Raw genomic sequence first — 25,670 nt, forward strand, 5'->3', positions numbered from 1 at the left:
TCGACGTCCGAGGAATTTTGACATGACCTTCTGCTTCTCCCCCCTGGCCGAGTTCAGGCCCGCCGTGCTCAAGGGCCTGATCTTCGACTGCGACGGAGTTATGCTCGATTCCCGCCAGGCGAACGTGAGCTACTACAACGTGTACAGGGCCGCCTTGGGGCTTGGTCCCATGTCCGTGGAGGAAGAGGACTACGTCCACGCCCATGCGGTGCACGATTCGCTCAGGCGCATCACGCCGCCCGAACTGGCGCATCGCATCCAGGAAGTCAGGGCAGGCCTCGATTACCGCCAGGTGCTTCCGTCGCTGGTCATGGAACCGGGATTGATTGAATTGCTGGGCTGGTGCAAAAGCGTGGGGCTTCGGTTGGCCGTGAACACCAACCGGACCACAACAATGCATTGGGTCATAGACTACTTCGGTTTGCGCGGTTTCTTCATGCCCGTGGTCACGGCCGGGGACGTGACGAACCCGAAGCCCCACCCCGAGAGCCTGAACAAGGTGCTGAACACCTGGGGCTTGCCGCCCCATGAGGTGGCCTTCATCGGCGACACGTGGGTGGACGAACGTACGGCCCAGGCCGCCGGAGTGCCCTTTTGGGCCTACAAGAACGAAAATCTTTGCGCCGACCTGCACGTCGGCGGTTTTTGGGATCTTCTGGCCTGTCTGCGACGGCGCTTCAACCGTGCGCAGGTCGCGCGGACGGGGAATCGGCAGGGAAAATAAGGCTTGCCTTGCAGCCTGTGGTATGGTTCACTAACTCGTACAGCGGGGCTACGCCCTCCGCGCTCCATTGAGGAGGTTCGATGGATATTTTAGGCGGGAATTTCTTGGGGGCCATTGCGAGCGTTCTTAGCATGGTCCTGACGCTCTACTTCTGGATAGTCATCATCTCCGCAGTTCTTTCCTGGGTGAATCCGGACCCCTACAATCCGATCGTGCGCACCCTGCGCAATCTCACAGAGCCTGTTTTCTACCGCATCCGGCGCACGTTTCCGTTCGTGGTGATCAGTGGCATCGACCTCTCGCCTATCGTGGTCATCCTGGGAATCCAGTTTCTTGAACGGTTCGTGGTCGCGTCGCTGGCGTCCTTCGCTATGCGGATGTGATCCAAGGAGGCAACATGCCCATTTCCAAGATCGATATCGACAACAAACGCTTCGGGCGGACGTTCAGGGGCTATGACCCTCGCGAAGTGGACGCCTTTCTACAAGAAGTGTCCGAGGAGATGGGTGATCTTTCCGACGAGCGTCAGCGGCTTCAGGAAAGCGTAGCCCGTCTCGAAAACCTTCTCGACGAGCACAAGCAACGTGAACAGACGCTGCGCGATACCCTGATGACCACGCAGAAGATGATCGACCAGTTGAAGGCCAACGCGCGCAAGGAAGCCCAACTGATCATCGACGAGGCCCAGGCTCGGGCCGAGGACATGCTCAACCAGTCGCACCTGCGGTTGGCCCAGATCCACGACGACATCGTGGAGCTCAAGCGTCAGCGCACCCAGTTCGAAGTCAAGCTCAAGAGCCTGCTCGACGCCCACCAGAAGATGCTGGAGCTCGAAAGCCGCGAGCAGGAAGAACTGGATTCCATGGAATCGAAGCTCAAGTTCTTCAAGAAGGCGACTTAGGGACGTATGGTGGGGGACGATCTGCCGTTTTACGTCACGCGGGCCGGAAGCGGCATTTATCGCGTGGACGTCTGGGTGCAGCCCGGGGCGAGCAGAAACGAGTTGGCCGGCGAATACCAAGGACGCCTCAAGGTCCGGGTCGCGGCTCCGGCCAACGACAACAAGGCCAACAAGACTCTGGCCGCCTTTTTTGCGGAAACTCTTGGTCTGAAATCAAGCCACGTGGAGCTGGCGAGCGGCTTCACCGGTCGGAAGAAGACGCTCCACGTCAGGACGGATAGGGATCTGTCCTGGCCTTCGGGCGTTCCGGCCGCAGGCCGCTGAACCTCAAACCCTCATGGGGGAAGCATGGAACCGCAAGAGATCGCCATCATTGAGAAGCACTGTGTCGAAGACGCCGAACTCAAGGCGCTGTGGGACCTGCATCTCGATTACGAGCGTCGCCTGGATAAGCTATCCAAGAAGCCTTACCTAACCCCCTCCGAAGAGGTGGATATCAAGGAACTGAAGAAGAAGAAGCTTGCGGGCAAAACGAAGCTGCAAGCCTTGATCGAAAAATACAAATCCTAGGAGACGTCCCCATGGAGCTCACTGGAGCTCAGATATTGCTCGAATGCCTGAAAAGGGAGGGAGTGGAAGTCCTTTTCGGTTACCCCGGTGGGGCCGTGATCGATATCTACGACGAACTTCCTCGGCATCCGCTCAAACACATCCTGGTTCGTCACGAGCAGGGTGCCGTCCACGCGGCCGACGGCTTCGCCCGCGCCTCGGGCAAGGTCGGCGTGTGCCTGGTGACTTCCGGTCCCGGCGCGACCAACGCCGTGACTGGAATCGCCACGGCCTACATGGATTCCATTCCCCTGGTGGCCATCACCGGGCAGGTGCCCACCCCCCTGATCGGCAATGATGCCTTCCAGGAAGTGGACATCGTGGGCATCACCCGACCCTGCACCAAGCACAATTACCTCGTCAAGGATGTCAGGGATCTCGCCCTGACCATCCGGCGAGCCTTCTATCTGGCCCGTTCGGGCCGACCGGGTCCCGTGCTCGTCGATCTTCCCAAGGATGTCCTGCAAACCAGGACACCCTTCATCTGGCCCGACGACGAGGCCATCAAAATGCGCAGCTACAATCCGACCTCCAAGCCCAACAAACGGCAGCTGCAAAAGGTGGCCGAACTGGTCAAGAACGCCAAGCAGCCGGTCTTCTACGCGGGGGGCGGGGTCGTCTCCGCGAACGCGTCCGATGACCTGACGTGGCTTGCGCGCAGGCTGCACATGCCGGTCACTGCCACGCTCATGGGGCTTGGCTGTTTTCCGGCCGACGACCCGCTGTGGCTCGGCATGCTCGGTATGCACGGCACCTACGCCGCCAACCGGGCCATTCAGGATTCGGATCTGATCATCGCCGCAGGCGCGCGTTTCGACGACCGAGTCACCGGCAAGATCGCCGAGTTCGCGCCCAAGGCCAAGCTCGTGCACATCGACATTGATCCCACCTCGATCCAGAAGAACGTGCTCGTGCATGTGCCCATCGTGGCCGACGTCAAGCACGCCCTGGCCGATCTGCGATCCATCATCGAGCACGAAATGACGGATTTCGACTTCGTTTCCGTGCATGAGCCGTGGGTCAAGCACACACTGGAGTGGGAGCTCGAACATCCCATCAAGTACGTGCCCGCCAAACGCGGCGAGCCGGTCAAGCCGCAGTACGTAGTGGAGAAGATCTACGAGCTGACCAAGGGCGAGGCCATCATCGCCACCGAGGTCGGGCAGAACCAAATGTGGACCGCTCAGTTCTTCGGGTTCCAACGGCCGCGTACCTTCCTGTCCTCAGGCGGTCTCGGGACCATGGGCTATGGCTTTCCCGCAGCCATTGGCGCGCAGATGGCCTTTCCCGATAAGCTTGTCATCGACATCGCCGGTGACGGCTCGATCCAGATGAACATACAGGAACTGGCCACGGCCGTGTGCTACAACCTGCCTGTGAAAATCGTCATCCTGAACAACGGGTATCTCGGCATGGTCCGTCAGTGGCAGGAGCTTTTCTACAAGAAGAACTACTGCGCTACCTGCATGGACGCCCAGCCCGACTTCGTGAAGCTGGCCGAAGCCTACGGGGCCGCCGGGTTCCGCGTCACGCGCACACGCGACGTGGAAAAGGTGCTCAAGGAGGCCTTCGCGACGCCAAAGCCCGTCATCGTGGACGTGCGCGTGGCTCCGGAAGAAAACGTCTATCCCATGGTGCCCGCGGGCAAGTCCCTGGGCGAAATGCTGTTGGTGTAGGAGGGGAGCCGTGAACGACAAACGCCATGTGCTCTCCATCCTGGTCGAGAACGAGCCCGGCGTGCTCTCGCGCGTGGCCGGACTGTTCAGCGGCCGGGGCTTCAACATCGAATCCCTCAACGTCGGCCCGACCTTGGACAAGGGTGTTTCGGTGATGACCATCACCACCGTGGGCGACGACGTGATCATCGAACAGATCGTCAAGCAATTACGTAAGTTGGTCATGACCATCAAGGTTGTGGATCTCACGGAGCATAAGTCCGTGGAACGCGAGATGGTCCTGATCAAGGTCAACGCCGAGGACTCCCGGCGGGCCGAGATCCTTCGCATCGTGGACATCTTCCGCTGCAAGGTGGTGGACGTGAGCCCCGATGAACTTACGGTCGAGGCCACGGGCGACCAAGGCAAGATCAAGGCTATCATCAATATGCTCACGCGTTTCGGCGTCAAGGAGATTGCGCGCACCGGCACGGTGGCGCTCAAACGTAGTCTTCAGGACTAGCGAATCGTCAATCACCGGTGGAAGCGCGGACTGCACGAAGCGGTCCGCGCTTCACGTCGCCTTCGGGCCGCCGAGAAAAAAAGGGGATACAGATGAAAGTGTATTATGAGCAAGACGCGGATTTGGGCCTTTTGCAGAACAAGACCGTGGCCATCATCGGCTACGGAAGCCAGGGCCACGCCCATGCCCAGAATCTGCGCGACTCCGGCGTCAACGTGATCATCGGCCAGCGTCCCGGAGGTCCCAACCACGCCCTGGCCGTGGAGCACGGCTTTACGCCGGTTTCCGCTGCCGAGGCCGCCAAGGCGGCCGACGTGATCATGATCCTTGTCCAAGACCAGTACCAGCGCTCCATGTACGAGGCCGAGATCCTGCCTGGGCTGACCGCTGGCAAAGCCCTGGCGTTCGGTCATGGTTTCAACATCCACTTCGGTCAGATCGTGCCTCCCAAGGATGTGGACGTTTTCATGATCGCGCCCAAGGGGCCGGGGCACATGGTGCGCCGCACCTACACCGAGGGGGGCGCGGTGCCCGCCCTGGTTGCCGTGCACCAGGACGCCTCCGGACAGGCGTTGCAGCGCGCCTTGGCCTACGCCAAGGGCATTGGCTCCACGCGCTCGGGCGTCATCCTGACCACCTTCCAGGAAGAAACCGAGACCGACCTTTTCGGCGAGCAGGTGGTGTTGTGCGGCGGCGCTTCCGAACTCATCAAGGCCGGGTTCGAAACCCTGGTCGAGGCCGGCTACCAGCCCGAGGTGGCCTACTTCGAGTGCCTGCATGAGCTGAAATTGATCGTCGATCTGCTCTACGAGGGCGGCTTGGCCCACATGCGCTGGTCCATCTCCGACACCGCCGAATACGGCGACTACACGCGCGGTCCCAGGGTCATCACCGACGAGACCCGCGCCGAGATGAAGCGCATCCTCAAGGAAATCCAGCAGGGCGACTTCGCGCGGGAATTCATCCTGGAGAACCAGGCCGGACGGCCGCGCATGACCGCGCTGCGCCGCATTAACGCCGAGCACCAGATTGAGAAGGTCGGCGCCGGGCTTCGCTCCATGATGCCCTGGCTGAAGAAGAAATAGCCATCCTTTCGATAAGATGCAAAAGGTCGCTCCGGGATTTCCGGGGCGACCTTTTTTTGCCTGCGCTGTGGGGGCGCGGTTCAGCCCAAGGAGGTGAAATCGAGGGGCAGTTCGATGGACACCGTGGTGCCCACGCCCTGGCGGGAGGAAATGAAGAGCCCGCCCTTGTGTTCGCGCACGATGCGCTCCACGTTGGTCAGCCCCATGCCCACCCCCACCGCCTTGGTGGTGAAGAAGGGATCAGTGACGTAAGGTAGGTGCCCGGCCTCGATGCCGATGCCGTTGTCGGCCAGGACGAGCAGGTAGTTCTCCTGCGTCTTGCTGCCGCGAACGTTCATCCTGCCCGAGCCGTTCTCAAAGGCCTCGAGGGAATTTTCCATGATTTCCTGCAAGGCGGTTACGAGCAATGCATGGTCGAGCACCATGCTCACCGGTTCGAGTCGTACATCCCAGGAAATTCGTGAGCCGTTTTCCGCCACGCGTGCGGCTATCGTTTCGCGAGCTTCGTCCAGGATGCCGCCGATTTCGAGCGGCTTGGGATCGCGGATTGAGAGCGACGTGAATTGGCTGACGGCGTTGACGATCTCCTCCAGCCGTCGGGATGCGTCGAGGATGCCCTCAAGGAATTCGCTGTCGCAGCCTTTGGAGCCGTTCCCGCTTCGGCGCAGCAAAAGTCCCGCGAAACCGCCGATGGTCATCATGGGGTTTCTGATCTGATGCGCGATGGCCTGGGAGATGTTCTGCAGACTTTCGTAGCGCTCGTGCTGAAGTTTGTTGTTCTCCGTGAGGATGGCCTTTTCTCGCTCGTGCATATGGTGTAGCGGTGTTACGTCCGTGATCAGAATCATGATGCCGAAGAGTTTGTTCCATTCTACGAGCGGAGAGGTGGAAAGGTTCAGGTATCGGGTCTGACCGTCGGGCCGGATGTACGGGGTGAAGAAGGGGAGGTTGCAGCGGTCGGTCGAGGTGGCGTCGCGCATGAAACCCTCGAATTGCAGGGAATAGACGATGCCGTTCAGCAGTTCCCGCCAACTCTTGCCGTTGCACTGGTCCACGGTACAGCCCAGGGTGTGCGCAGCCGCCGTGTTGGCCACATAGACTTCGCCGTTTGTGTTGACGATCAGCACTCCATTGGTGAACCCTTCGACAAGGTTCTGAAAATACGATGAATTGATGAGCGGCAACATGGCTGTTCGTGATTCCTGCAAAACGTCTTTGCGATACGTAGTGCATCGCCAGGGGGTTGGCAAGGCCGCTCGAATTCGGGATTCGACGGGGATCAGGAAGCCAGCATGCCGCGCACGCCGGTGAAGACGATCTGGGCAGAGAGCGCGGCAAGCACGAGGCCCGTGAGCTTGGAGAGAATGGACAGTCCCATGCGACCCACCAGACGTTCGATGGAGGTGGCCGCCATGAGCATCAGGCCCACGGTCAGGCTAGCCGCCAGGAAAGAGGCGATGGTCACGGCTCGTTCGACGGTGGAGGCCGCCTGCGCGCCCATGACCAGCAGCGCGCCCACGGTGGCCGGGCCGATGGTGATGGGGATGGCCAACGGCACCACGCTGATATCTCCTTCGGCCTCGGTGGGCGTTTCGGCCTTGCCTCCCCGCACGAGCGACACGGCCGAAAGGAACAGCAACGCGCCCGCGCCAATGCGGAAGGCGTCCAGGGTGATGCCGAAGACGCCAAAGATGGCGTTGCCCGCGAGCGAGAGGACGCAGCCCGCCACTGCCACGGCGAGGGTGACTCGCAGGGCCAGCTTGCGGCGATCCGCAGGCGTGGTCTCCCTGGTCATCGAGAGAAAGGCCGAGAGCACGAAGAAGGGCGTAAGCAGGAAGAAGAGGGTGACGTACGTCTCGATGAACAATGTAAATGCGGAATGCATGGGCGCTCCCCTAGCGGAATGTGCCGGGCTCTAGCAGAAACCATCTCGCGGCACAACAGGGACTCTGGCCACCCGGGGCGATGTGGTGCAATCCCGAGTCGACGTCGCCAGGGAAATTCGGTCAGGACCGGTCGAGCCCTTTGTCCAGGAACAGCTTGGCGTAGCGCATGTCGGTCTTCTGGATGTGGTTCGCCAGCCAGTCGCGCAGGAAGTTCATCAGTTCCATGGAGACGTCCACCTTGCCGGATTTGAACTTGTCGATGAAGTCCATGACCGTGGCCTTGAGGTCGGCGTGGATCTTCTTGTGCGCGGCGGTTTCCTTGTAGCCGAACTGTTCGAAATACCTCTCTTCCATGTCGAAATGCTTGACCGTGTAGGCTGCCAGGTCGTCAAGGAGCTTTTGGATCACGCTCTTGCCCTGGCCGTTTTTCATGGCCGTGTAGAGTTTGTTGATCATGTCCACGAGCTGCTTGTGCTGCTGGTCGACGATCTTTACGCCCGTGGCGAGAGAGCTGTTCCAGGGCATCAGGGTGTCCGCGCTCATGCCGCTCTTGAGGTCGGTCACGAGTTGGGAAAGCTCCCTGGAGAGAGTCGAGAGTTCAAGCACGGCCCGCGTGGACTCGTGGATGCCTTCTGAAATGGAGCGGGCGACCTTTTCCGTCTCTTCGATCGCCTTAGAGATATGCACCGAGCTCGCGGATTGTTCCTCCGAAGCCGTGGCAATGGCGTGAATCTTGATGGTGTTGTCCTCGGCGAAACGCAGGATTTCCTGAGCGGAATCGCCCGATTTGCGGGCCATGGCCGCAGCTTCGTCAGTACGCTTGGCGGCCAGCTCCATCTGCTCCACACTTCCGTGGATCGATTGCTGGATGGCCGTGATCGAGGCGCCGACCTCCTTGGTGGCGTTCATGGTCTTCTCGGCCAGTTTGCGCACCTCGTCCGCGACCACGGCGAAGCCTCGTCCGGCCTCTCCCGCGCGGGCGGCCTCGATGGCGGCGTTGAGCGCCAGAAGATTGGTCTGGTCGGCGATGTCGTTGATCATGTTGATGACTTGATCAATGGAGCTGGCCTTCTCGCCGAGACTTGTCATGTTGTGCTTGAGCGCTGTGGTGGCCTCGTTGACCTTGCCTATGGCGGTGATGGCTTCGGCGACGATCCGCGCACTGTGCCCGGCCTGCTCCTTGGCGTGCTCCACGCTTACGGAGGCGTCGGAAGAGCTCTTGGAGATGTCGCCGATGGCCATGTTCATCTCGCCCATGGCGGTCGAGGTTTCAAGCATCCTCTGGCGCTGAACGTCGGCGCCGTCTGAAATGCGTTCCATCTCGTTGGAGAGTTCTCCGGCCGAGGCCATGACGCGACTGACCACGTTTTCGAGCTTGGTCGCGGCATTCAAAAGATAGTCGGCGCGCGATTTTTCAGCCAAGCGGGATGCCTCGCGTGCCTGCGCCACGGCTTCTTCACTGGCGCGGCGCAGGGTCGCCACGGCTTTGTCTTTTTCGTCCAGGCAGGATCGGGAATCCTTGATGCAGCCGGAAAGTTCGGCGAGCCCTGAGGCGAGGAGCCCATAGTCGCCAGCGAAATCGGCTGCTTTCGATGGGGAGAGCGCGCCTTCGCGGGCGGCGGGGAGCATGGCCGTCAAGGAGGCGACCGCTCCCGTCGTATGGACGGCCATGGCGAGCGATGCCGCCGAGGCCAGGGCGAGCAGGGCGAGGAGCCAGATCGGAATGGGCGAGTCGAAGATCGCGAGCACGAGCGCAGCAAGCGCGAAGAGCAGCGTGGAGCCGAGAACTCCAAGTATCACGGGACGTGTTGTCATGAACTGTACCCCTCCACCCGAAAGATAGCCTGGAACGGGGATTACTGACAAGCAAATCAATGTGGGCAAAGAATGTTTTTCAGCGATTTTCTCATGATATGCAACAATTCAGACTTCTGCAGTATGTTTTTCGGCGTTGGAGGCGGAACGAGGAGCTAGGTCGGGTGAGGTGGCGTCGTGCCGCCGTCCGGGCGATTGCAAGCCTGCCGGATTTCTGATCGGCGGAAAAAAGGGCTGAGCAGAAGGCCCAGCCCTTTGGCATTTCTGGTCGGGATGAGAGGATTTGAACCTCCGGTCTCCGCGTCCCGAACGCGGCGCTCTACCAGACTGAGCCACATCCCGCTTGTGAGGGAGGTCTGATTATGCGATTTGGCGGCCTTTGGCAAGGGATAATGAAGTCCTTCGCAAAATCCTCCGCCATTTCCCCCACAGGGCGGTTTGGGTTCGGCGGCAAGGCGCTTGAAGACACCGCGACTTTGCGGCTATCTTCGGCGTTGCGTTCGGCGGCGGGGGGCGACGTTTCGGCCGCTCCGTCCGTGCGTATTTGCGTTTGTTTTTTGAAGCAAGTTGGTACACACTATGAGCAGCGTGGCGCGGATTTGGGCCGTTTTTCACGCCGTTTCCGGCGAGCGAGAATCTGGCCGCCACCCTCATACGCCGTGATGGAGAACGAATTGTGATAACGGTTGTCGTGGTCGATGACTCCGCCTTCATGCGCAAGGCCATCAGCGCCATGCTGGAGAAGGATCCAGAAATCAAGGTCGTGGATACCGCCCGCAACGGCGAGGAAGGGCTTGAGAAAATTCGGCGGCATCAGCCCGACGTGGTGACGCTCGACATCGAGATGCCGGTCATGGACGGCCTGACAGCCCTCCGACACATCATGATGGAAATGCCCCGTCCGGTGCTCATGGTCAGCTCTCTGACCACCGAAGGGGCCGAGGCCACACTCAAGGCCATGGAACTGGGCGCGGTCGACTTCATTCCCAAACAGCTTTCCAAAGTCTCCCTCGACATCATCAAGATCGAGGATCAATTGCGCGAACGGGTCAAATACGTCGCCAAGCGGCGAATCCGGGCGCTTCGCCCCACTCCTGTCGCTCGCGCTCCGGTGCCGCCGACGTCCCGTGAAACCGCCGCACGACCCGAGTCCCCCCGACGCGAGGCTCCGAGACCAGCCGGACCAGTGGTGCGCGACGTGGTGGCCATCGGCGTCTCAACGGGTGGACCGCCCGCCGTACAGAAGGTTCTCGCGGGGCTGCCCGGCAACTTTCCGGCTGCGATACTCATTGCCCAGCATATGCCTGCAGCCTTCACCGGCCCTTTCGCCAAACGACTGGACAGTATCTGCCAGCTCACTGTCAAGGAAGCCGAGGATGGCGAGAGGCTGACGCCCGGAACGGCCTACGTGGCGCCTGGAGGACGGCATCTGCGCATCGACCAAAAGGTCAGCCGCATCGATCTGGTCGTGTCGTCCGAGCCTCACGAGGCGCTGTATAAGCCCTCTGCCAACGAACTCATCCGCTCCGTGGCCGAAGGCGTTGGCAAGCGAGGTCTTGGCGTGATCATGACCGGAATGGGCAACGACGGGCTGGAGGGAATTCGAGCCTTGAAGGGCAGGGGAGGGCGCACCCTGGCCCAGAACGACGCCTCCTGCGTGGTCTACGGCATGCCCAAGGCCATCGTCGATGCGGGGCTTGCCGACGAAATCGTGGATATCGAAGAGATGTCCGAAGCCATTCTGGCGAACATCTACAAATGACGGTCGATGCCATGCGCCGCCCAACGCGCCGCGTCGCGTGCGAATGCCGGGCGTCGGACCGTTTTCAAGACGCGGGGTGAAGTCATGACGGGTTGTCCCGAACTTCTGGAGTTGCTGCGTAGCGAGGACAATGAAGTTCTGCGCGAGGCGGCTTACCGGGCCGGGGAATCGGGGTGCGAGGACACGGTTCCCCTGCTGACCGGGTTACTGAAGAGCAGCAATCTGGGCGTTCAGGAAGCCGTGGATCATGCGCTGCGCCAGATCGGCGGTAGCGTCACGGTGAGGGCCATGATCCCGCTTTTGCACTCTGAAGACCCGCCCGTGCGCAACTTGGCCATGGACATCCTGCGCCAGGTGGGCAACCAGGATTTTCTTTCCCTGGTCGAGATACTGCACGATGAGGATCCCGATATCAGGATCTTCGCCACCGACATCCTTGGTTCGACAAGCAGCGTGTTGGCCGTGGCTCCGTTGTGCGAGAGCCTGCTCAAGGATCCCGAGGTCAACGTGCGTTACCAGGCGGCCGTCTCGCTGGGCAATCTGGCCATGCCGGAGGCAGCCAAGTGCCTGAACAAGGCCATGGGTGATGACGAATGGGTGCAGTTCGCTGTCGTCGAGGCGTTGACCAAGATTCGTGACGAATCGAGCATCGATGTCCTCGTCAAATCGCTCGACAGTGCTTCGGACCTCGTGGCTTCGATAATTGTCGAAGCCCTCGGCGAAATGGGCAACGTCAAGGCGTCGACCATGCTACTCAAACGTTTGGACCAGAGTCCGGCTGCCCTTCGCAACAAGATCGTCCAAGCCATCGTCAAGATTTTGGGCGGCAAGTCCTTGTCCCTGCTCTCCGAACGCGACCGCGACAAGTTCCGCGATTATCTCCTTGTGGCCCTGCGCGACGAGGAGGCGGACGTTCAGGACGCGGCCATCCTCGGCCTTGGTTACATGGGCGGGGAGCAAGGCTCGGCGGAGATTTTGGACATTGCCTCAACTATGAACATCGACGCCGAGCCCGAGCGTCTTGAACGGACCATCGAAAGTCTGGCTCGCATGGGACTCACGCGTTCCCTCGCCGCTGCCGTCAGGCAGGGGGGGGAACCGCAGAAGGTGCGCATCGCCGTGGACGTCATGGCCCGCATCGGCGGCGAGGAAGTCTGCCGACTGCTCATGGACGCTTTCTGGCGGCTGGATCGTGATCTGCAACGGGAGGTCGTGCTCGCACTTTTGCGCGTCGCTGGAATGGAAGCTGGAGACTTCTTTGTGGATGTCCTGGCGCGGCACCAGGACGGCACGGTGCTCAAGGGCGCCTTGAAGTTTCTGGGAACCGTCGTCGGAAGGCGCGAAGCGGGCGAGGCCATGTTCCGTTTTCTCGACCATCCCTACAACGACGTCAAGGAAGCCGCGCTCGAAGCTTGCATCGCCCTTGGCGGAGACGAGATGGCGGCGCGTTTTGACGCCCTGTTCGAGGACCCCGATCCGATTCATCGTCTGATGGCTGTTTACGCCATGGGCAAGATGGGACGGGCCGAGAGCCTGGACAAGCTGAATGCGGCCCTGCGCGACGACATTCCCGACATCCGCAAGGTGGCCGTTGAATCCATCGCCGAGATTTGCGCTTACGGAGAGAAATGCCTGCCCTCGGTCATAAGTCTTTTGAACGACGAGCACGGCGCGGTCAGGCTCGCCGTGGTCGAACTGCTCGGTCGCATGCAGATGCCCGAGGCGTCCGAACGTCTGCTGGCCGCCTTGAACGACGAGGACGACTGGGTGCGCATCCGTGCCATGGAGGCCCTGGCAGCCCGCAAGGAATCGCGGTCAGTACCCCGTCTCGTGGCGCTTTTGTCGAGCGATAACAAACTCGTGGCGCTGAAAGTCATCGAGAGCCTGGGGGCGATCGGAGGCCAATCGGCCTTTCGGGCGCTCCTCGACGCCACCGGGGGCGACGATCCGGAACTCGCCGCCGCGGCCGAGGAAGCCGTGTCCGCCATCAGGTCTCGGGACGAGGACCAATAAATGTCGTTGTTTTCAAAGTCCATCACGCTCGGCAAAGAGTTGAAGATCGCCGACGAGGAATTCGTGCTGTTGCGAGATTTCGTTTATGACAAGAGCGGCATCTACATCGCGGACAATCGCAAGTACCTGCTCGAAAATCGGCTTGCCAACCGCATCAAGCATCTGAATCTCAAGAATTTCGGCGAATACTATCATTATTTGCAGTACGATCCCCGCCGCCAGCAGGAACTGAACAAACTCTTCGAGGCGGCGACCACTAACGAAACGAGCTTCTACCGCAATCCTCCGCAACTGAAGGTTTTTCAGGACAAGGTGTTGCCCGAGGTGCTTGATGCCATCAAGGCCAAAGGGTCGAGGACGTTGCGCATTTGGTCCGCGGGCTGCTCCACCGGTGAGGAGCCCTATACCATCGGCATCATCCTGCACGAAGTGCTGCGGGGAGAACTCGGCCAGTGGAACATCCGCATCGCGGCCAACGATCTGTCCGAGGCCGTGCTTCTCTCCGCACGCCGCGGGGTTTACACAGACTATTCGCTACGCACCACGCCAAAAGACATCGTGCAGCGCTACTTCATTGCCGAGGACGGCAAGTACAGAATTGTTCCGGAGATCAAGCAATTGGTGACCTTCGGGCAGATCAACCTTTCCGACAAGGCGCAATGCAAACGCCTGGAGCGTTCCCACATTGTGTTTTGTCGCAACGTCATCATCTATTTCGACGACGAAGTTAAGAAGCGCGTCATCGGCGCGTTCTACGACAACCTCGTCTCCGGCGGCTATCTCCTAATCGGCCATTCGGAGTCGTTGCACAACATCACGAGAGCGTTCAAACCCGTGCATCATCCAGGAGCCATCGTCTACAGGAAGGAGGAATAGGATGCCGACAGCGGCGGAGCGCAGGCAGTACGACAGGTTGCCGAAAAACTTCCGGGTCGAGGTCAAGGAATTCAAGTTTCCTCTGGTGCAGCAAAAGACGCATGAGGTTTCGTGCAGCGATATCAGCGCTGGCGGGATTCGTGTGGAATGTTCGGAGCGTTTCGAACAAGGCGACAAGGTGACGGTGAAGATATTCATTCCGAGCCTGAATAAATATCATCCAGGATTTCTCAAGGTTTTCGAATGCGATGCCGGGCAGTATCTGCAGGCCATTGCCGAGATCATGTGGGTGGAGGACCGTACTGACGCTCCCGGCTATTCTCTGGGCATCCGCTTTCTCGACGTGGATCAGGACGACTGGCGTGCATTGCGCAATCTCATTCAAAAACTCATGCGAGAACAGCAGGAGCGTGAGGGACAAAGCTAGTCGCGTCGTTTTACGGTTCGGGCAAGGGAGGAGGAACGCTTGTGGCCAAGGTGCTGGCGATCGCCAATCAAAAGGGCGGGGTAGGCAAGACCACCACGGCCCTTACGCTGGGTGCGGCGCTTTCGCGGCTTGGAAAGCGCGTGCTGATCATGGATCTCGATCCGCATGCCAACGCCTCCATCCACATGGCCTTCTTTCCGGAAGAGACCGCGCATACGCTGCACGACCTGTTTGCCGAAAAAACTCACGATCCGGCGATATGGGACAAAATCGTGGTGCGGCACGAGGATTCGGGCATGGATGTGGTTCCCGGTCACATCCGTCTTTCCGAATTGGAAGTCGATACGCGAGACAGACCCAACAAGGGGCTGATCCTCAAGGAAGCTTTGAAGGATGTGGGCGACCGATACGACTACGTGCTCCTTGATTGTCCGCCGCACGTGGGTGTGCTGCTGGTCAACGCCTTGGTTGCCTGCGATCTTTTGATAATTCCGGTACAGACCGATTTTCTGGCTTTGCACGGATTACGGCTCATTTTCGACACGGTGCGTACCATCAACCGGGTCATGCCCGAGCCGGTGCGCTACAAGGCTTTGGCGACGATGTTCGATAGACGAGCGGGTGCCTGCCGCAGGGTGCTGCACTTGGTGCGCGGAAAGCTTAAGGGGAACATGTTCGCCACGGTAATCGGCGTGGACACCAAATTCCGCGAGGCATCGGCCCGCGGCAAGGTCATTTTCGACGTGGACCCATCGGCCAGGGGGGCGCTCGAATATACGCTTCTGGCCAAGGAAATCATGGAATCATGAAGACACCCGAAGAATACCTCGAAGAAAGCGTGCGGCCGCCCGAGGCCGACAAAGGCCAAGGCGGACTGACGGCGGCCGAACAGGCCTTCGTGGAAAAATACCTGGGCATGGCGGGCGCGCCCGACGTTTCGTCCTTGAAACGATACGATCCACGCGACGCGGATAGTGTGGGGGGATTCGTCGCGCCCGTTGCCGCCTCCACAGCCAGAAAGCAAGTGACGGATATCGAAGACCCCGGCCTGGACGATCAACTCAAACGTGAAACGGAATTGCAGCTCGTCAGCTTTCGCGTGGACGAGCAGGAATTCGCCGTACCCATCATCACCATCCAGGAAGTCATCCGTGCCGTGCCCCCCACGAGGCTTCCAGCCGCACCGTCGTTCGTGGAGGGTGTCATCAATCTGCGGGGCAGGGTCACGCCGCTCATCTCCCTGCGCGCCCTCCTCGGCATGGGTGGCGACGTCTCGGGCGATCGCTTCATCATTGTCTGCGGCCACAAAGGGCTGCAGATGGGCATGATCGTGACTTCGGTAGTGACCATGTACAGGGCGACGCAGCCGGAGATCGAGTGGGGCATCGAGGCCCGCGTGGGCATCAGGGCCGATCATCTTGCGGGCATCTTGAAAAAGGACGACAGGCTCATCAACATCATCTCGGTCGACCGACTCGTGGCGCGGGTTCTGGCCAAATAGGGAGGGGTGCCATGTCCAAGAACATCCTCATCGTGGACGACTCCAAAACCGTGCGCAATCTCGTGGCCTTCATCATGAAGAAGGAAGGCTTTCGGGTGATTACGGCCGAGGATGGACTCGACGGTCTCGAAAAGCTCTATTCGAGCGAGTTCGATCTCATCATCTCGGACGTGAACATGCCTCGCATGGACGGATTCACCTTCATCCGCAGCGTACGCGAGCAGGAGGCCTACCGGGATATCCCGATCATAGTGCTTTCCACCGAAGGACAGGAAAAGGACATCCAGATGGGCCTCAACCTCGGAGCCAACCTGTACATGGTCAAGCCTGCGCAGCCCGAGAAACTGGTCAAAAACGTGAAGATGTTGCTCGGCTAGGCGCCAATGCCGGAGCATTCCGGTAGCCAATCGCCATCACGCCGGGATGACAAGTTTTTCAGACGAGGATAGAAGTGCGAGGAGTTGCCCTGGTAGGCAAGGCATATGCAAATGAACGGGCACGAAACCCCATAGGGAGCCTCAATGAGCCAGGATTTCATGGATCCTGAAATTTTCGCGGACTTCATTGTCGAGGCGAAGGAACATCTTGAGACCATCGAGCCGAACCTGCTCGAACTGGAGAAGGCTCCCGACAACCTCGGACTCTTGAACGACATATTTCGCCCTATGCACTCCCTGAAGGGTGCGTCCGGCTTTCTGGGGCTCAACAAGATCAACAGTCTGGCTCACAAGGCCGAAAATATTCTCGATGAGCTTCGCAACGGAAAATTTTCCGTGACCACGGAAATGATGGACGTCATCCTTTCCGCCACGGATGCCTTGCGCGTGATGATCGAAAGCCTCGAAAGCGCTGGAACAGAGGGCGATATCGACGTCAAGCCCATCGTGACCCACATCGAAGCCTTGCTCGCCAGCGCTGTCACCTCCCCGGCGACTGCGGCGCGGCCTGAAGCGCCCTTCGAGCAGTCAGACGACGATATGTCCGGCTTGAACGAAGCCCCGGCTCCGAAAGCTTCCGCTGCCGAGCCGCTGCCCGATCTGCCACCCTACGAAGCCGAAACGTACAAGCTCACCGTCATCGGCGAGGGGCACCTTGCTGACTTCATGGAAGAAGCGCGTGAGATCGTCGAGAATGTCAACGGGGCATTGGTGGAATTGGAAAAGGATCCGGACAGCGGCTCGGATCTGGTCAACGACATCTTCCGTTATTTTCACAATTTGAAGGGCAACAGCGGGATCATCGGCTACAAGGAATTGAACGCCCTGACTCACGAGGCCGAGACGCTCCTGAACCGCGTGCGCAAGGGGGAACTCGCCCCGTCGCAACCCATGATCGATCTTCTTCTGGCGGCTGTGGACGCCATCGACGAACTCATCGGCGGTATCGACACCCAGGTCACCTCCGTGACGCCCTCCGACACACGGCTCATCGTTCGCAAACTACAGATTGCGGCCGAAACCGGCGAATTCCTGAACGGCGCGGCCGAGACGCTGACCATCGAAGATATCCTGCCCGCCGAGCCGGAGCCTCAGCCCGAAGAAACGCCGCAGGCCGAGATTGCCCCGCTTCCTGCTGCCGCCCAAGGGTTCGATCCCGAAGATGTGCACATTTTCGCCCAGGCCAACCAGCAGCAGATCGAGAACATGGCTCTGGCGTTGAACACCCTGCGCAATGACAGCTCGAACACCGACTTTGTGGACGGCCTGTATCGCAGCCTGATCACGGTGCAGAATTCGGCCGGATACATGGGCTTTGAAGACATCCGGGTCACGGCCGAAAGGACCGCCGGGTTGGTCGATCAGGCACGCAAGTCCGATCTGGATTTCGGCCTTATGATCGATATCCTGGACCAGGAGTGCGACATCCTTGCGGACATGCTCAAGGCCAAGATTTCTGAGTTAACTGGGGAAAAACTGGAAGAGACATTGCCCGAGGTTCCCGCCCTCGAAACCGCAGCCGTGAAAACATCCGCTCCAGAACCCGATGTCGAGTCCGAGCGGAAGATAGAGAAGAGGGCTGCCGCAGGACCCGCACCCGAACCCGAGAAGAAAATCACGTCTAAAGAGACGAAACCGCAGGCTCCACGGCCCCAGGCTTCCAAATCGGATGCGGACGAGCAGGCTGCGGCAACCAAGGGCGCGGCCGCGCCCAAGTCTTCGTCTACCATCCGTGTGGACCACGAAAAACTTGACCACCTCATGAACCTCATCGGCGAGTTGATCATCAACCGCAACCGTTTCGCCATGCTCGCCCGTTCGCTGGAAGATGGGCAGGTGGACGTCCAGGAGGTGGCCCAGAGCCTCATCGAGACCACGGACGCCATGAACCGCATCTCCGACGATCTTCAGGACACAATCATGAACGTCCGCATGGTCCCGGTGGGCACGGTGTTCTCCCGCTTCCCTCGTCTGGTGCGCGACATCTCCCGCAAGACCGGCAAGAACGTCGAACTGTTCATGGAAGGTGAGGACACCGAACTCGACAAGAGCGTGGTCGAGGTGATCGGCGATCCCTTGGTGCACATGATCCGCAATTCCATGGACCATGGCCTGGAGGGCGAGGAAGAGCGTGTGGCCAATGGAAAGAGCCCGACCGGCCACGTCTATCTGCGCGCCTATCACAAGGGAAATTCCGTGGCCATCGAAGTCGAGGATGACGGCCGGGGCATCGATCCAGAGAAGATGCGGCAGGTGGCAGTGCGCAAGGGTGTGATCACCGCCGAACAGGCAGCGCTGCTCGATGATCGTGAGGCGATCGAACTGGTGTTTGCGCCGGGCTTCTCCTCTGCCGAGTCGGTCACCGACATTTCCGGACGCGGGGTGGGCATGGACGTGGTCCGCTCGAACATCAAGAATCTCAAGGGCAATGTGGCCATCTCCTCCGAGGTGGGCAAGGGCACCAAGATCACGCTCTCGTTGCCGCTCACCTTGGCCATTATCGACGCGCTCATGGTCAAGGTCGGCAAAGAGACCTTCGCCATCCCGCTCGACGCGGTCTCTGAGACCACGAAAATCGAGGCCCGCCGCCTTACGGACGTGAACAAGCGCAAGGCGTTGGAGCTTCGCGGCGAAGTCATCGGCGTCGTGGAATTGGCCGAGATGCTCGGCATTGAGCGTACGGGCGAAAAGCGCTCCATTCTGCCCATGGTCATCCTCCAGGACAACGACCGCAGACTCGGCATGGTCGTGGACAGGCTCCTGGAGCGCCAAGAGATCGTCATCAAGCCGCTTGGGGCCTATCTGGCTGACTTCGACCTCAAGGGCATCTCCGGCGCGACGATCATGGGCGACGGCTCGGTGGTCCTGATCCTCGATCCGCACGAGGTTTACGGCATCGCGGCCCAGACCGCGCGGTAGTCCCGCTCGTCCTGTTCGATGTTCACGAAAAAGCCCGGCGCGCTAGAAGCTGCACCGGGCTTTTTCGTTGCCAGAATCTCGTTGGTCAGAACATGAGCAGGAGATAGCGGAGCAGGGAGAATATCTCGCCTGCGACCATAAGCCACAAGCAGACGATGGCTGCGGCAGCCGAGGCCTTGCCCCGCATAGGGTGTTCGCTGCGCGACAGTCTGAAGAAAAGCCAGGCCGCCACTGCGCCGAGCACGAGCCCTGCTGCCCAGGGTAGGCCGATGTCGTTTCGCATCAGGATGGCGGGAGGAACGTTTTTCAGGGAGGCCACGAGCCAGCCTTGCACGCAGATGGCGGCGAACAGGGCGAGGCTTGCCCGACTCGATGCGAGCCGCATGGCGAAGACATAATAGTCGCGCCCCCAGTCGTCTTTGTTGCGGCGCAGGAAGAGCCAGATGATGGAGATTGCCGCCGCACCCGCAAAGGCCACCAGGGTCAGGTGTGCCAGGATCGGCCAGTGTGCATCGGCAATCGCTGGCGCCAAAAGTATTCCCACATCGGGGCCGCCATCCGATCCAGCATGCACTGGACCAAGCGAGGCCCGGGCCAGCGCCGCCACGGCGTGCACGCCGACAAGGCCGCTCGCCCCAGCCAGCAGGCCCAGGAACGCATGGGCGACAGGCTGACCCTTCGTGGACTTCCAGGTCACGGCGTGGATCACTGCCAGCAGTATCCACGCGCCCAGAGGAGCGAGCGCGGGCAGGGCGAACGCCTCCAGAAGGTCGCCTCCGCTGCGGGTGGCGATCATGTAGGCCGCGCCACCCGCCACTAAACTCGTATAGCCAATGAGGACAAGCCCCAGCGGCGAGGTTTGTTGGGCGGATCTCCTGGCGAAGACTTGCCTGCGCGAATGCGCACTCAGCTCGTTGATGCCCGCCATGGCAGGCAGCGCAACGGCCGCAAGGCACAGGATCAGGTTGAAGGACAGGGGCAGCGCATTGGCCGCGAGCAGCATGTCGGCAGTGGAGAAGGGCATGCCCGGCCTCCGGTTCTGGTGTCAGCGTTACGGGGGGTGTTCTGCCTCAAAAGGCCGCGCCGCGCAAGGGATAAACCGTTCATCGGCAGCGCGTGTGACCGTGTGCACTTGATTCGTGAGGCGATTACGCCTATCCCTACTAGCGGTCATGGCCGTGAAAATTTGCGACAGCGGGAGGAGACGCATGCCCCGGGTGCTGATTGTGTTTGCCATGCTTGCCATGCTCGGCGGATGCGCCGCCGCGAAAAACGACGCCCCTGGAAGTGAGGAATGGCGTCTGCGTAATATCGAGGACGGCTTTCTCCAGTTTCAGGAAGAGCAGCGCCGCCAAGACGCCGACCTGCAGCGTATGGAGAAGGACACCGCTGCCAGACTCGCCGTGTTGGAAGAACGCGTAAGCCGTCTTGAGGAGCGGATGCGCCTTGCGGCGGACGTGGGAGCGATTTCCGCCGCGCCCGCACCGCAGCCTGAAGCGCCGACGCTGCCCGCCACGCCCGTGACGCCTCCTGCTCCATCCGTCGAACCAGCGCCTGCTCCCAGGCTGACCGCCGTGGACGAGCAAGCCCTCTACGAGCAGGGCGTGCGTCAGGTTATGGGCGAGAACTACGCCTCGGGCCGGGAAATCCTGACCAACTTCCTGGAGCGCCATCCCGACAGCGGTCTTGCGCCCAATGCCCTCTACTGGCTCGGTGAAACGTATTACGGCGAGAAGCGCTACGCTCAGTCCATCCTGACCTTCCGAGAGGTGCTGGAGAAACACCCCAAACATCCCAAGGCCCCGGACGCGCTGCTCAAGATCGGCTATGCTTACGAGAAGCTTGGCGATATCCCCAACGCCCGCTTCTACCTGCAAGCCGTGCTCGACGAGTACCCGAAGGCCGACTCCGCGACCAAGGCCAAGGCCATGTTGCGGCAGTTGCCACAGTAACGCGGACGGTCAGACTTACCGGCCCATGAGTTTCGACGCGCACGACGAATACCGGGCCGCGCTCGCCTTGCGGCATACGCCAGGAGTCGGCCCTGCGACCTGCGCTGTCTTGGCGCAGAACTATGGCAGCTTTGTCGAGGCTGCGCGCAAGGCCGTCGAATGGCCCGAGCGAAAACTCGCCCGGCCCGCCGTGGCCGCAGCGTTCACTTCGCGCGTTTGGCGCGACGGCGCGAACGATGAATACGAGGCCGCCAAGGCCAGAGGCATGCGCCGCACGGTGCTCACTGAGGCGCGCTATCCAGAACGGCTGCGGGAGATGAGCGATCCACCCGCAATCCTCTATTACGACGGCGACGTGTCGCTCCTGTGCGCCCCTTCGTTGGCCGTGGTCGGCGCCCGCATGTGCTCGCGCTATGGATTGCAGGTCGCCCGCCGCATCTGCGGCGAGCTTTCCGCCTCGGGGCTTTGCATCGTCTCGGGCATGGCCTACGGCATCGACAGGCAGGCCCATCTGGGCGGGTTGGCTGGAGTGGGCGGCTCCATCGCCGTGCTCGGCTCAGGGCTCGACCGCATCTATCCCGAGACCAACGCCGATTTGTACAGGGCCTTGTGTGATCGGGGCCTGGTGGTCTCGGAGTTCGCGCCGGGAACCATGCCCAAGGCGGGGCATTTCCCCGTGCGCAACCGCATCATTGCTGGGCTCGCGCTCGGAGTCTGGGTCGTGGAGGCCGCTCCGGGCAGCGGCAGCCTGATCACGGCCCGCCAGGGCATGGAGCAGGGCAGGGAGGTCTTCGCCTTGCCCGGTCGCATCGACGATCCCACCTTCACCGGCTGCAACGAGCTCATTGCCCATGGCGCGCACCCCGTGAGCGGCGCGGAATGCATTCTGCGCGCCCTGCGCTATCATCTGGCCCATCTGCTGCTCGATGAGACGCGCCTCGCCAGGGCGGCGGAAGCGCCTGCCGCCAACCGGCCAGAGGCCGCAACCGGCACGGCGTCTCCGGCACCCGGAGGGCAAACCGCACAGTCCCCGAGGCCGGGCGCGGGAGAGGACGCGCAACGGGCCAGGGTCTTCGCCAAGGCGAGCGGATCAAGTAAGGGTCTGCCAGCGGCTGCGTCTGTCGCCGCGTCCCCCGCACAGACCGAGATCCCGGCAGATATCTCCGGCGAGGCGCGGGCCGTGCTCGACCTGCTGGGCGGATGCGAACGGCTGCACATCGACGCCGTAATCCGCGGGCTCGGGGCCGAGACGGCCTCGGTCAGCGCGTTGCTCATGGAGCTGGAGATCACAGGGCTTGTGAAGCAATGGCCGGGCATGTATTATTCTCGGGCATAGATGCGGGACGAATGTTTCGTCTCCTTTCACAACCCGCGACGCCATGCAAAAGATACCCCTCAAGCTTGCCGCGCCCGGCATGAAGTTGGCCAAGCCGGTCCTTAAGGACGGCGGCATCGTCATCGTGGCCGAGGGTGCGGAACTCACGGATTCCCTGATCTACCGCCTTGAGAACATGAAGGTGGATGCCGTCACCGTGGAAGGCAATCCCGTGGTTCTGGAGGGCATCGGCGCCGATACCTCGGCCGCGACACGGCTCAAGAGGCTGGACCATCTTTTTCGCAGGCACGGGAATGACGAATGGATGATGCGCGTGAAGAAATTTCTGACCCGTTATTTCGAGTTGCGTGCAGCCGCCGAAGGTGCAGCCCGGGCGGCGGAAAAAAATGGGACCGGCAACGGCCAGAAATGACGAGGACGACGTGGCCGACGATCTGAAGAGCGAAACCCGCGATATCGTCCTCGAAGTCAAGAGCCTGCCCACGCTGCCCAAGGTGTTGGACAAGGTCACCGAGCTTTTGGACAACCCCGAATCCTCCATCGAGGACATCGCCAAGCTCATCTCCACGGACCAAGTGCTCTCGGCCAAGGTCTTGAAGATGGTCAACTCGCCCATCTACGGCTTTCCGGGACGCATCGGCACGGTGCAGCACGCGCTTGTGCTTTTGGGCATTAACGTCATCCGGGGCATCATCATCTCGACCTCAGTCTTCGACATGATGGTCAAGTCCATGGAGGGCCTTTGGGAGCACAGCGTGGGTTGCTCCCTGGCGTGCAGTTGCATTGCCCGCAAGGCGGGCTTCAAGGACCCGGAGGAATACTCCGTGGCCGGACTCCTGCACGACCTGGGCAAGGTGGTTCTCTCCGTGCAGCTTCCCGAGATGGAGCGAGCCGTGGTGGAGACCGTGGCGAGCAAGGATTTGTCCTATTTCGAAGCCGAGCGCGACGTCATGGGTTTTGGCCACGACCGCATCAACGCTTGGCTTTCGGACAACTGGCACCTGCCGCCCAATCTCAAGGAAGGCATGTCCTACCATCATAAGCCCCAACTCGCGCAACTCTATCCAGACATAGCCGCTGTGGTGCATATCGGCGACTTCCTGGTCAGGGTCTTCGAGTTCGGCTCGGGTGGCGACGATCAGGTACCCGTGCTCAAGCCCGAGGCGCTCAAGCAGCTCAAGCTGCGGACGCAGGATCTCGAAGAGATCATGGACCAACTGGGACGCGAGCTCGTGGACGTCGCCGACCTGAACTTCGCCTGAGGCCCGCATGATGACCCCCGCAGCATGCAAATTCCAACGGCGTCAGCGGGTCTTTTGCATCTCCTCCGACGCCGGGCTGCGCATCCTTCTGCAATCGCTTTGGAGTTCGGGGGACATGGAATGGGTCTTCTTCGAACGGGGCCGCTCCGCCATCGAGACCCTTTTCAACGAACCCCCGGACCTTCTGATCGTGGACAAGGACTTGCCCGACCTCTCGGGGCTTGAGGTCGCCGCGCTGGTCAAGAGCGAGAACGTCTACCGCCAGTTGCCCGTCATCGTCTGCCTCAAGCCCGAGGATCTGGCGCAAGGCGTGGATTTCGGGCGCATCGAGTGCGACGATTTCCTGGTCGCCCCCTACCAGGCGGACGATGTACGCGGCCGCGTGTGCCTGACGCTCTCGCGAGCCATGCGCGGCATGGACGCCAATCCCCTGACCAAGCTGCCGGGCAACACGAGCATCATCCAGCGCATCCAGGAACTCATCGACCGCCAGGAGGATTTCGCCCTGGCCTACGTCGATCTGGATTATTTCAAGTCCTTCAACGACAAGTATGGATTCTCCCGCGGAGACGAGGTGCTGCTCATGGCCGCGCGGGTCATCGTCAACACCATTCGCGGATTCGCCCAGGCCAAGACCTTCGTGGGGCACGTGGGCGGCGACGATTTCGTCTTCATCACTCCTCCAGGCGTCGTGGAGGAAGCATGCAAGCGGATCATCAAGAGTTTCGACGACATCGTGCCTCTTTTTTACGACAACGACGACCGCGCCCAAGGTTTCATCCGCTCCACGGACAGGCAAGGGCAGGTACGCGACTTCCCGCTGATGGCCGTGTCCATCGCCGTTGTCTTCAACCTTGACGGACGTCTCAAGCACTTTGGCGAGGCCTCGGCCATCGCCGGCGCGCTCAAGAAAAAGGCCAAGGAAAACCCCAAGAGCTGCTATGTCCTCGACCGACGAGAGGGTTCGCCCGACATCAATGGATGCTCCGGAACCGATGGAAAGTGACCGGCGCGGGGCAGGGCTGCTTGCGCGCTACCTTGACCATTTGGCGGTGGAAAAGGGCTATGCCGAGGCCACCTGCAGGGCCTATGGCAAGGACGTGGAGCAGTTCGCGGAGCATCTGGAGAGGCTTGGAGTCGACCTCGACGTCCCCGAGTCGGTGGGCAAGGACCACGTGCGGGGTTTTCTGGCCGGGCTTCACCGCGCGGGCGTCAAGAAAAGCTCCGTGGCCCGCAAGCTTTCGAGCCTGCGCGGCTTCTTCGACTTCCTCGTGCGGCAGGACACGCTCGCCGCAAGCCCCATGGCGGGCTTGCGCAACCCCAAGCAGGACAAGCGGCACCCCAAGGCCCTGAACGTGGATCAGGCCCTGGCCCTTCTGGAGGCGAAGCTCTCGCCCGATCCGGAAGGACTCCGCGATCTTGCCTTGGCCGAGATGCTTTACGGCGCGGGCCTTCGCGTGAGCGAGGCGCTTTCGTTGGACATCGACGATTTCGATCCAGCGTCGGGTTTCGTGCGCGTCATGGGCAAGGGCGGCAAGGAACGGCTTGCGCCGCTCGGCCGGACTGCACTGTCGCGGCTTGCGCGGTATGTGGGACAGCGCGGCGCGTTGCTTGGCGATGCGAAGGAACGGGCGCTGTTTCTCGGGCTTCGCGGAGGCAGGCTGGATCGGCGTCAGGCGGCGCGCATCGTCCAGAATCTGGCCGGGCTGGCCGGGCTGCCGCAGCGCATAAGCCCGCACACTCTGCGCCACAGCTTCGCCACGCACATGCTCGAAGCAGGGGCCGATCTACGTAGCGTGCAGGAACTGCTCGGCCACGAGCGGTTGAGCACCACCCAGCGTTACACGCACCTCAATCTGCAGCATCTGATGCAGACTTACGATAAGGCGCATCCCAAGGCGCGCGACAAGCGCGACCCCAGCACGGCCGGACACTCCTCCCCGGATGAGGGAGCGGTCGCAAACAAGAAAAAGTAGGCCGACAGGTG

General features: G+C 61.0%; 26 protein-coding genes and 1 tRNA gene. 22 read left to right on the forward strand and 5 right to left on the reverse strand.

The genetic code is table 11. The features are described 5' to 3' along the window. Positions 1-22 precede the first annotated feature (22 nt). From DSAT_RS11175 to ilvC, 8 genes are all read left to right on the forward strand, one after another. Positions 23-724, forward strand: a complete 702-nt coding sequence (locus DSAT_RS11175) for an HAD family hydrolase (protein ID WP_020887626.1) — start codon at positions 23-25, stop codon at positions 722-724. Between the two features lie 80 nt (positions 725-804). Beyond that, the gene (locus DSAT_RS11180; protein ID WP_020887627.1) at positions 805-1,107 is read left to right on the forward strand and encodes a YggT family protein; all 303 of its coding nucleotides are present in this window, start codon (positions 805-807) and stop codon (positions 1,105-1,107) included. A 14-nt stretch (positions 1,108-1,121) separates the two neighbouring features. Next, positions 1,122-1,625 carry a DivIVA domain-containing protein gene (locus tag DSAT_RS11185; protein WP_020887628.1) on the forward strand — a complete coding sequence of 168 codons (504 nt, stop codon included), beginning with the start codon at positions 1,122-1,124 and terminating at the stop codon, positions 1,623-1,625. A 6-nt stretch (positions 1,626-1,631) separates the two neighbouring features. Next, positions 1,632-1,949 carry a DUF167 domain-containing protein gene (locus DSAT_RS11190; RefSeq protein ID WP_020887629.1) on the forward strand — a complete coding sequence of 106 codons (318 nt, stop codon included), beginning with the start codon at positions 1,632-1,634 and terminating at the stop codon, positions 1,947-1,949. Positions 1,950-1,973: 24 nt separating this feature from the next. Then, on the forward strand, positions 1,974-2,195 hold the full coding sequence (locus tag DSAT_RS11195) for a DUF465 domain-containing protein (RefSeq protein ID WP_020887630.1): 222 nt from the start codon (positions 1,974-1,976) through the stop codon (positions 2,193-2,195). An 11-nt stretch (positions 2,196-2,206) separates the two neighbouring features. After that, complete coding sequence (ilvB, locus tag DSAT_RS11200) at positions 2,207-3,910, forward strand: biosynthetic-type acetolactate synthase large subunit (protein ID WP_020887631.1); 1,704 nt, start codon at positions 2,207-2,209, stop codon at positions 3,908-3,910. A 10-nt stretch (positions 3,911-3,920) separates the two neighbouring features. Beyond that, a complete protein-coding gene (ilvN, locus tag DSAT_RS11205) occupies positions 3,921-4,412 on the forward strand; it encodes an acetolactate synthase small subunit (RefSeq protein WP_020887632.1) in 492 nt (163 codons plus the stop codon). Positions 4,413-4,504: 92 nt separating this feature from the next. Next, positions 4,505-5,497, forward strand: coding sequence for a ketol-acid reductoisomerase (ilvC, locus tag DSAT_RS11210; protein ID WP_020887633.1), 993 nt, complete (start codon positions 4,505-4,507; stop codon positions 5,495-5,497). Between the two features lie 80 nt (positions 5,498-5,577). Here ilvC and DSAT_RS11215 read toward each other — a convergent pair whose 3' ends face one another. The 4 genes from DSAT_RS11215 to DSAT_RS11230 form a co-directional block, all read right to left on the reverse strand. Further along, the gene (locus tag DSAT_RS11215) at positions 5,578-6,684 is read right to left on the reverse strand and encodes a two-component system sensor histidine kinase NtrB (protein ID WP_020887634.1); all 1,107 of its coding nucleotides are present in this window, start codon (positions 6,682-6,684) and stop codon (positions 5,578-5,580) included. 92 nt (positions 6,685-6,776) lie between these two features. Next, positions 6,777-7,382, reverse strand: coding sequence for a MarC family protein (locus tag DSAT_RS11220; RefSeq protein ID WP_020887635.1), 606 nt, complete (start codon positions 7,380-7,382; stop codon positions 6,777-6,779). A 121-nt stretch (positions 7,383-7,503) separates the two neighbouring features. After that, positions 7,504-9,198, reverse strand: coding sequence for a bacteriohemerythrin (locus tag DSAT_RS11225; RefSeq protein WP_020887636.1), 1,695 nt, complete (start codon positions 9,196-9,198; stop codon positions 7,504-7,506). Positions 9,199-9,463: 265 nt separating this feature from the next. Further along, positions 9,464-9,540 (reverse strand) — tRNA-Pro (locus DSAT_RS11230). Positions 9,541-9,874: 334 nt separating this feature from the next. Between DSAT_RS11230 and DSAT_RS11235 the strand changes: the two genes are divergently transcribed. From DSAT_RS11235 to DSAT_RS11270, 8 genes are all read left to right on the forward strand, one after another. Further along, positions 9,875-10,960, forward strand: a complete 1,086-nt coding sequence (locus DSAT_RS11235; RefSeq protein WP_020887637.1) for a protein-glutamate methylesterase/protein-glutamine glutaminase — start codon at positions 9,875-9,877, stop codon at positions 10,958-10,960. Positions 10,961-11,044: 84 nt separating this feature from the next. Then, positions 11,045-12,973: a HEAT repeat domain-containing protein gene (locus DSAT_RS11240; RefSeq protein ID WP_020887638.1), complete on the forward strand. Its 1,929-nt coding sequence runs from the start codon at positions 11,045-11,047 to the stop codon at positions 12,971-12,973. Continuing rightward, positions 12,974-13,849 (forward strand): CheR family methyltransferase, encoded by an 876-nt coding sequence (locus DSAT_RS11245; RefSeq protein ID WP_020887639.1) that lies wholly within the window; start codon positions 12,974-12,976, stop codon positions 13,847-13,849. It begins immediately after the preceding gene. 1 nt (position 13,850) lies between these two features. Beyond that, positions 13,851-14,276, forward strand: a complete 426-nt coding sequence (locus DSAT_RS11250; protein ID WP_020887640.1) for a PilZ domain-containing protein — start codon at positions 13,851-13,853, stop codon at positions 14,274-14,276. A 41-nt stretch (positions 14,277-14,317) separates the two neighbouring features. Further along, on the forward strand, positions 14,318-15,085 hold the full coding sequence (locus DSAT_RS11255) for a ParA family protein (protein WP_020887641.1): 768 nt from the start codon (positions 14,318-14,320) through the stop codon (positions 15,083-15,085). Continuing rightward, the gene (locus DSAT_RS11260; RefSeq protein WP_020887642.1) at positions 15,082-15,777 is read left to right on the forward strand and encodes a chemotaxis protein CheW; all 696 of its coding nucleotides are present in this window, start codon (positions 15,082-15,084) and stop codon (positions 15,775-15,777) included. The genes DSAT_RS11255 and DSAT_RS11260 overlap by 4 nt, the downstream gene beginning before the upstream one ends. An 11-nt stretch (positions 15,778-15,788) precedes the next feature. After that, positions 15,789-16,154 (forward strand): response regulator, encoded by a 366-nt coding sequence (locus DSAT_RS11265; protein WP_020887643.1) that lies wholly within the window; start codon positions 15,789-15,791, stop codon positions 16,152-16,154. 144 nt (positions 16,155-16,298) lie between these two features. After that, positions 16,299-19,133 (forward strand): chemotaxis protein CheA, encoded by a 2,835-nt coding sequence (locus DSAT_RS11270; protein ID WP_020887644.1) that lies wholly within the window; start codon positions 16,299-16,301, stop codon positions 19,131-19,133. Positions 19,134-19,218: 85 nt separating this feature from the next. On the opposite strand, the gene DSAT_RS11275 is transcribed toward DSAT_RS11270, so the two are convergent. Next, positions 19,219-20,157: a hypothetical protein gene (locus tag DSAT_RS11275; RefSeq protein ID WP_020887645.1), complete on the reverse strand. Its 939-nt coding sequence runs from the start codon at positions 20,155-20,157 to the stop codon at positions 19,219-19,221. 184 nt (positions 20,158-20,341) lie between these two features. On the opposite strand from DSAT_RS11275, the gene ybgF reads away from it, so the two are divergent. From ybgF to DSAT_RS11305, 6 genes are read left to right on the forward strand one after another with little or no spacing between them, the layout of a single operon-like run. Then, positions 20,342-21,085 (forward strand): tol-pal system protein YbgF, encoded by a 744-nt coding sequence (gene ybgF / locus DSAT_RS11280; RefSeq protein ID WP_020887646.1) that lies wholly within the window; start codon positions 20,342-20,344, stop codon positions 21,083-21,085. Between the two features lie 25 nt (positions 21,086-21,110). After that, positions 21,111-22,421, forward strand: coding sequence for a DNA-processing protein DprA (dprA, locus tag DSAT_RS11285; protein ID WP_020887647.1), 1,311 nt, complete (start codon positions 21,111-21,113; stop codon positions 22,419-22,421). Between the two features lie 43 nt (positions 22,422-22,464). Beyond that, complete coding sequence (locus DSAT_RS11290) at positions 22,465-22,833, forward strand: hypothetical protein (protein WP_020887648.1); 369 nt, start codon at positions 22,465-22,467, stop codon at positions 22,831-22,833. Further along, positions 22,808-23,683 carry an HDOD domain-containing protein gene (locus DSAT_RS11295; protein ID WP_020887649.1) on the forward strand — a complete coding sequence of 292 codons (876 nt, stop codon included), beginning with the start codon at positions 22,808-22,810 and terminating at the stop codon, positions 23,681-23,683. The genes DSAT_RS11290 and DSAT_RS11295 overlap by 26 nt, the downstream gene beginning before the upstream one ends. A 7-nt stretch (positions 23,684-23,690) precedes the next feature. Next, entirely contained in the window at positions 23,691-24,689 is a 999-nt protein-coding gene (locus tag DSAT_RS11300) for a GGDEF domain-containing response regulator (protein ID WP_020887650.1), read from the forward strand. Then, positions 24,679-25,659, forward strand: coding sequence for a tyrosine recombinase XerC (locus DSAT_RS11305; protein ID WP_020887651.1), 981 nt, complete (start codon positions 24,679-24,681; stop codon positions 25,657-25,659). The genes DSAT_RS11300 and DSAT_RS11305 overlap by 11 nt, the downstream gene beginning before the upstream one ends. Positions 25,660-25,670: the final 11 nt, after the last annotated feature.

It is taken from the genome of Alkalidesulfovibrio alkalitolerans DSM 16529, assembly GCF_000422245.1.
GTDB lineage: Bacteria > Desulfobacterota > Desulfovibrionia > Desulfovibrionales > Desulfovibrionaceae > Alkalidesulfovibrio > Alkalidesulfovibrio alkalitolerans.

Excerpts from the sequence above, each read along its gene's own strand:
- DSAT_RS11175 (WP_020887626.1), top strand. The coding sequence starts at position 23 with ATGACCTTCTGCTTCTCCCCCCTGGCCGAGTTCAGGCCCGCCGTGCTC.
- DSAT_RS11180 (WP_020887627.1), top strand. The coding sequence starts at position 805 with ATGGATATTTTAGGCGGGAATTTCTTGGGGGCCATTGCGAGCGTTCTT.
- DSAT_RS11185 (WP_020887628.1), top strand. The coding sequence starts at position 1,122 with ATGCCCATTTCCAAGATCGATATCGACAACAAACGCTTCGGGCGGACG.
- DSAT_RS11190 (WP_020887629.1), top strand. The coding sequence starts at position 1,632 with ATGGTGGGGGACGATCTGCCGTTTTACGTCACGCGGGCCGGAAGCGGC.
- DSAT_RS11195 (WP_020887630.1), top strand. The coding sequence starts at position 1,974 with ATGGAACCGCAAGAGATCGCCATCATTGAGAAGCACTGTGTCGAAGAC.
- ilvB (WP_020887631.1), top strand. The coding sequence starts at position 2,207 with ATGGAGCTCACTGGAGCTCAGATATTGCTCGAATGCCTGAAAAGGGAG.
- ilvC (WP_020887633.1), top strand. The coding sequence starts at position 4,505 with ATGAAAGTGTATTATGAGCAAGACGCGGATTTGGGCCTTTTGCAGAAC.
- DSAT_RS11215 (WP_020887634.1), bottom strand. The coding sequence starts at position 6,684 with ATGTTGCCGCTCATCAATTCATCGTATTTTCAGAACCTTGTCGAAGGG.
- DSAT_RS11220 (WP_020887635.1), bottom strand. The coding sequence starts at position 7,382 with ATGCATTCCGCATTTACATTGTTCATCGAGACGTACGTCACCCTCTTC.
- DSAT_RS11225 (WP_020887636.1), bottom strand. The coding sequence starts at position 9,198 with ATGACAACACGTCCCGTGATACTTGGAGTTCTCGGCTCCACGCTGCTC.
- DSAT_RS11240 (WP_020887638.1), top strand. The coding sequence starts at position 11,045 with ATGACGGGTTGTCCCGAACTTCTGGAGTTGCTGCGTAGCGAGGACAAT.
- DSAT_RS11245 (WP_020887639.1), top strand. The coding sequence starts at position 12,974 with ATGTCGTTGTTTTCAAAGTCCATCACGCTCGGCAAAGAGTTGAAGATC.
- DSAT_RS11250 (WP_020887640.1), top strand. The coding sequence starts at position 13,851 with ATGCCGACAGCGGCGGAGCGCAGGCAGTACGACAGGTTGCCGAAAAAC.
- DSAT_RS11260 (WP_020887642.1), top strand. The coding sequence starts at position 15,082 with ATGAAGACACCCGAAGAATACCTCGAAGAAAGCGTGCGGCCGCCCGAG.
- DSAT_RS11265 (WP_020887643.1), top strand. The coding sequence starts at position 15,789 with ATGTCCAAGAACATCCTCATCGTGGACGACTCCAAAACCGTGCGCAAT.
- DSAT_RS11270 (WP_020887644.1), top strand. The coding sequence starts at position 16,299 with ATGAGCCAGGATTTCATGGATCCTGAAATTTTCGCGGACTTCATTGTC.
- DSAT_RS11275 (WP_020887645.1), bottom strand. The coding sequence starts at position 20,157 with ATGCCCTTCTCCACTGCCGACATGCTGCTCGCGGCCAATGCGCTGCCC.
- ybgF (WP_020887646.1), top strand. The coding sequence starts at position 20,342 with ATGCCCCGGGTGCTGATTGTGTTTGCCATGCTTGCCATGCTCGGCGGA.
- dprA (WP_020887647.1), top strand. The coding sequence starts at position 21,111 with ATGAGTTTCGACGCGCACGACGAATACCGGGCCGCGCTCGCCTTGCGG.
- DSAT_RS11290 (WP_020887648.1), top strand. The coding sequence starts at position 22,465 with ATGCAAAAGATACCCCTCAAGCTTGCCGCGCCCGGCATGAAGTTGGCC.
- DSAT_RS11295 (WP_020887649.1), top strand. The coding sequence starts at position 22,808 with ATGGGACCGGCAACGGCCAGAAATGACGAGGACGACGTGGCCGACGAT.
- DSAT_RS11300 (WP_020887650.1), top strand. The coding sequence starts at position 23,691 with ATGATGACCCCCGCAGCATGCAAATTCCAACGGCGTCAGCGGGTCTTT.
- DSAT_RS11305 (WP_020887651.1), top strand. The coding sequence starts at position 24,679 with ATGGAAAGTGACCGGCGCGGGGCAGGGCTGCTTGCGCGCTACCTTGAC.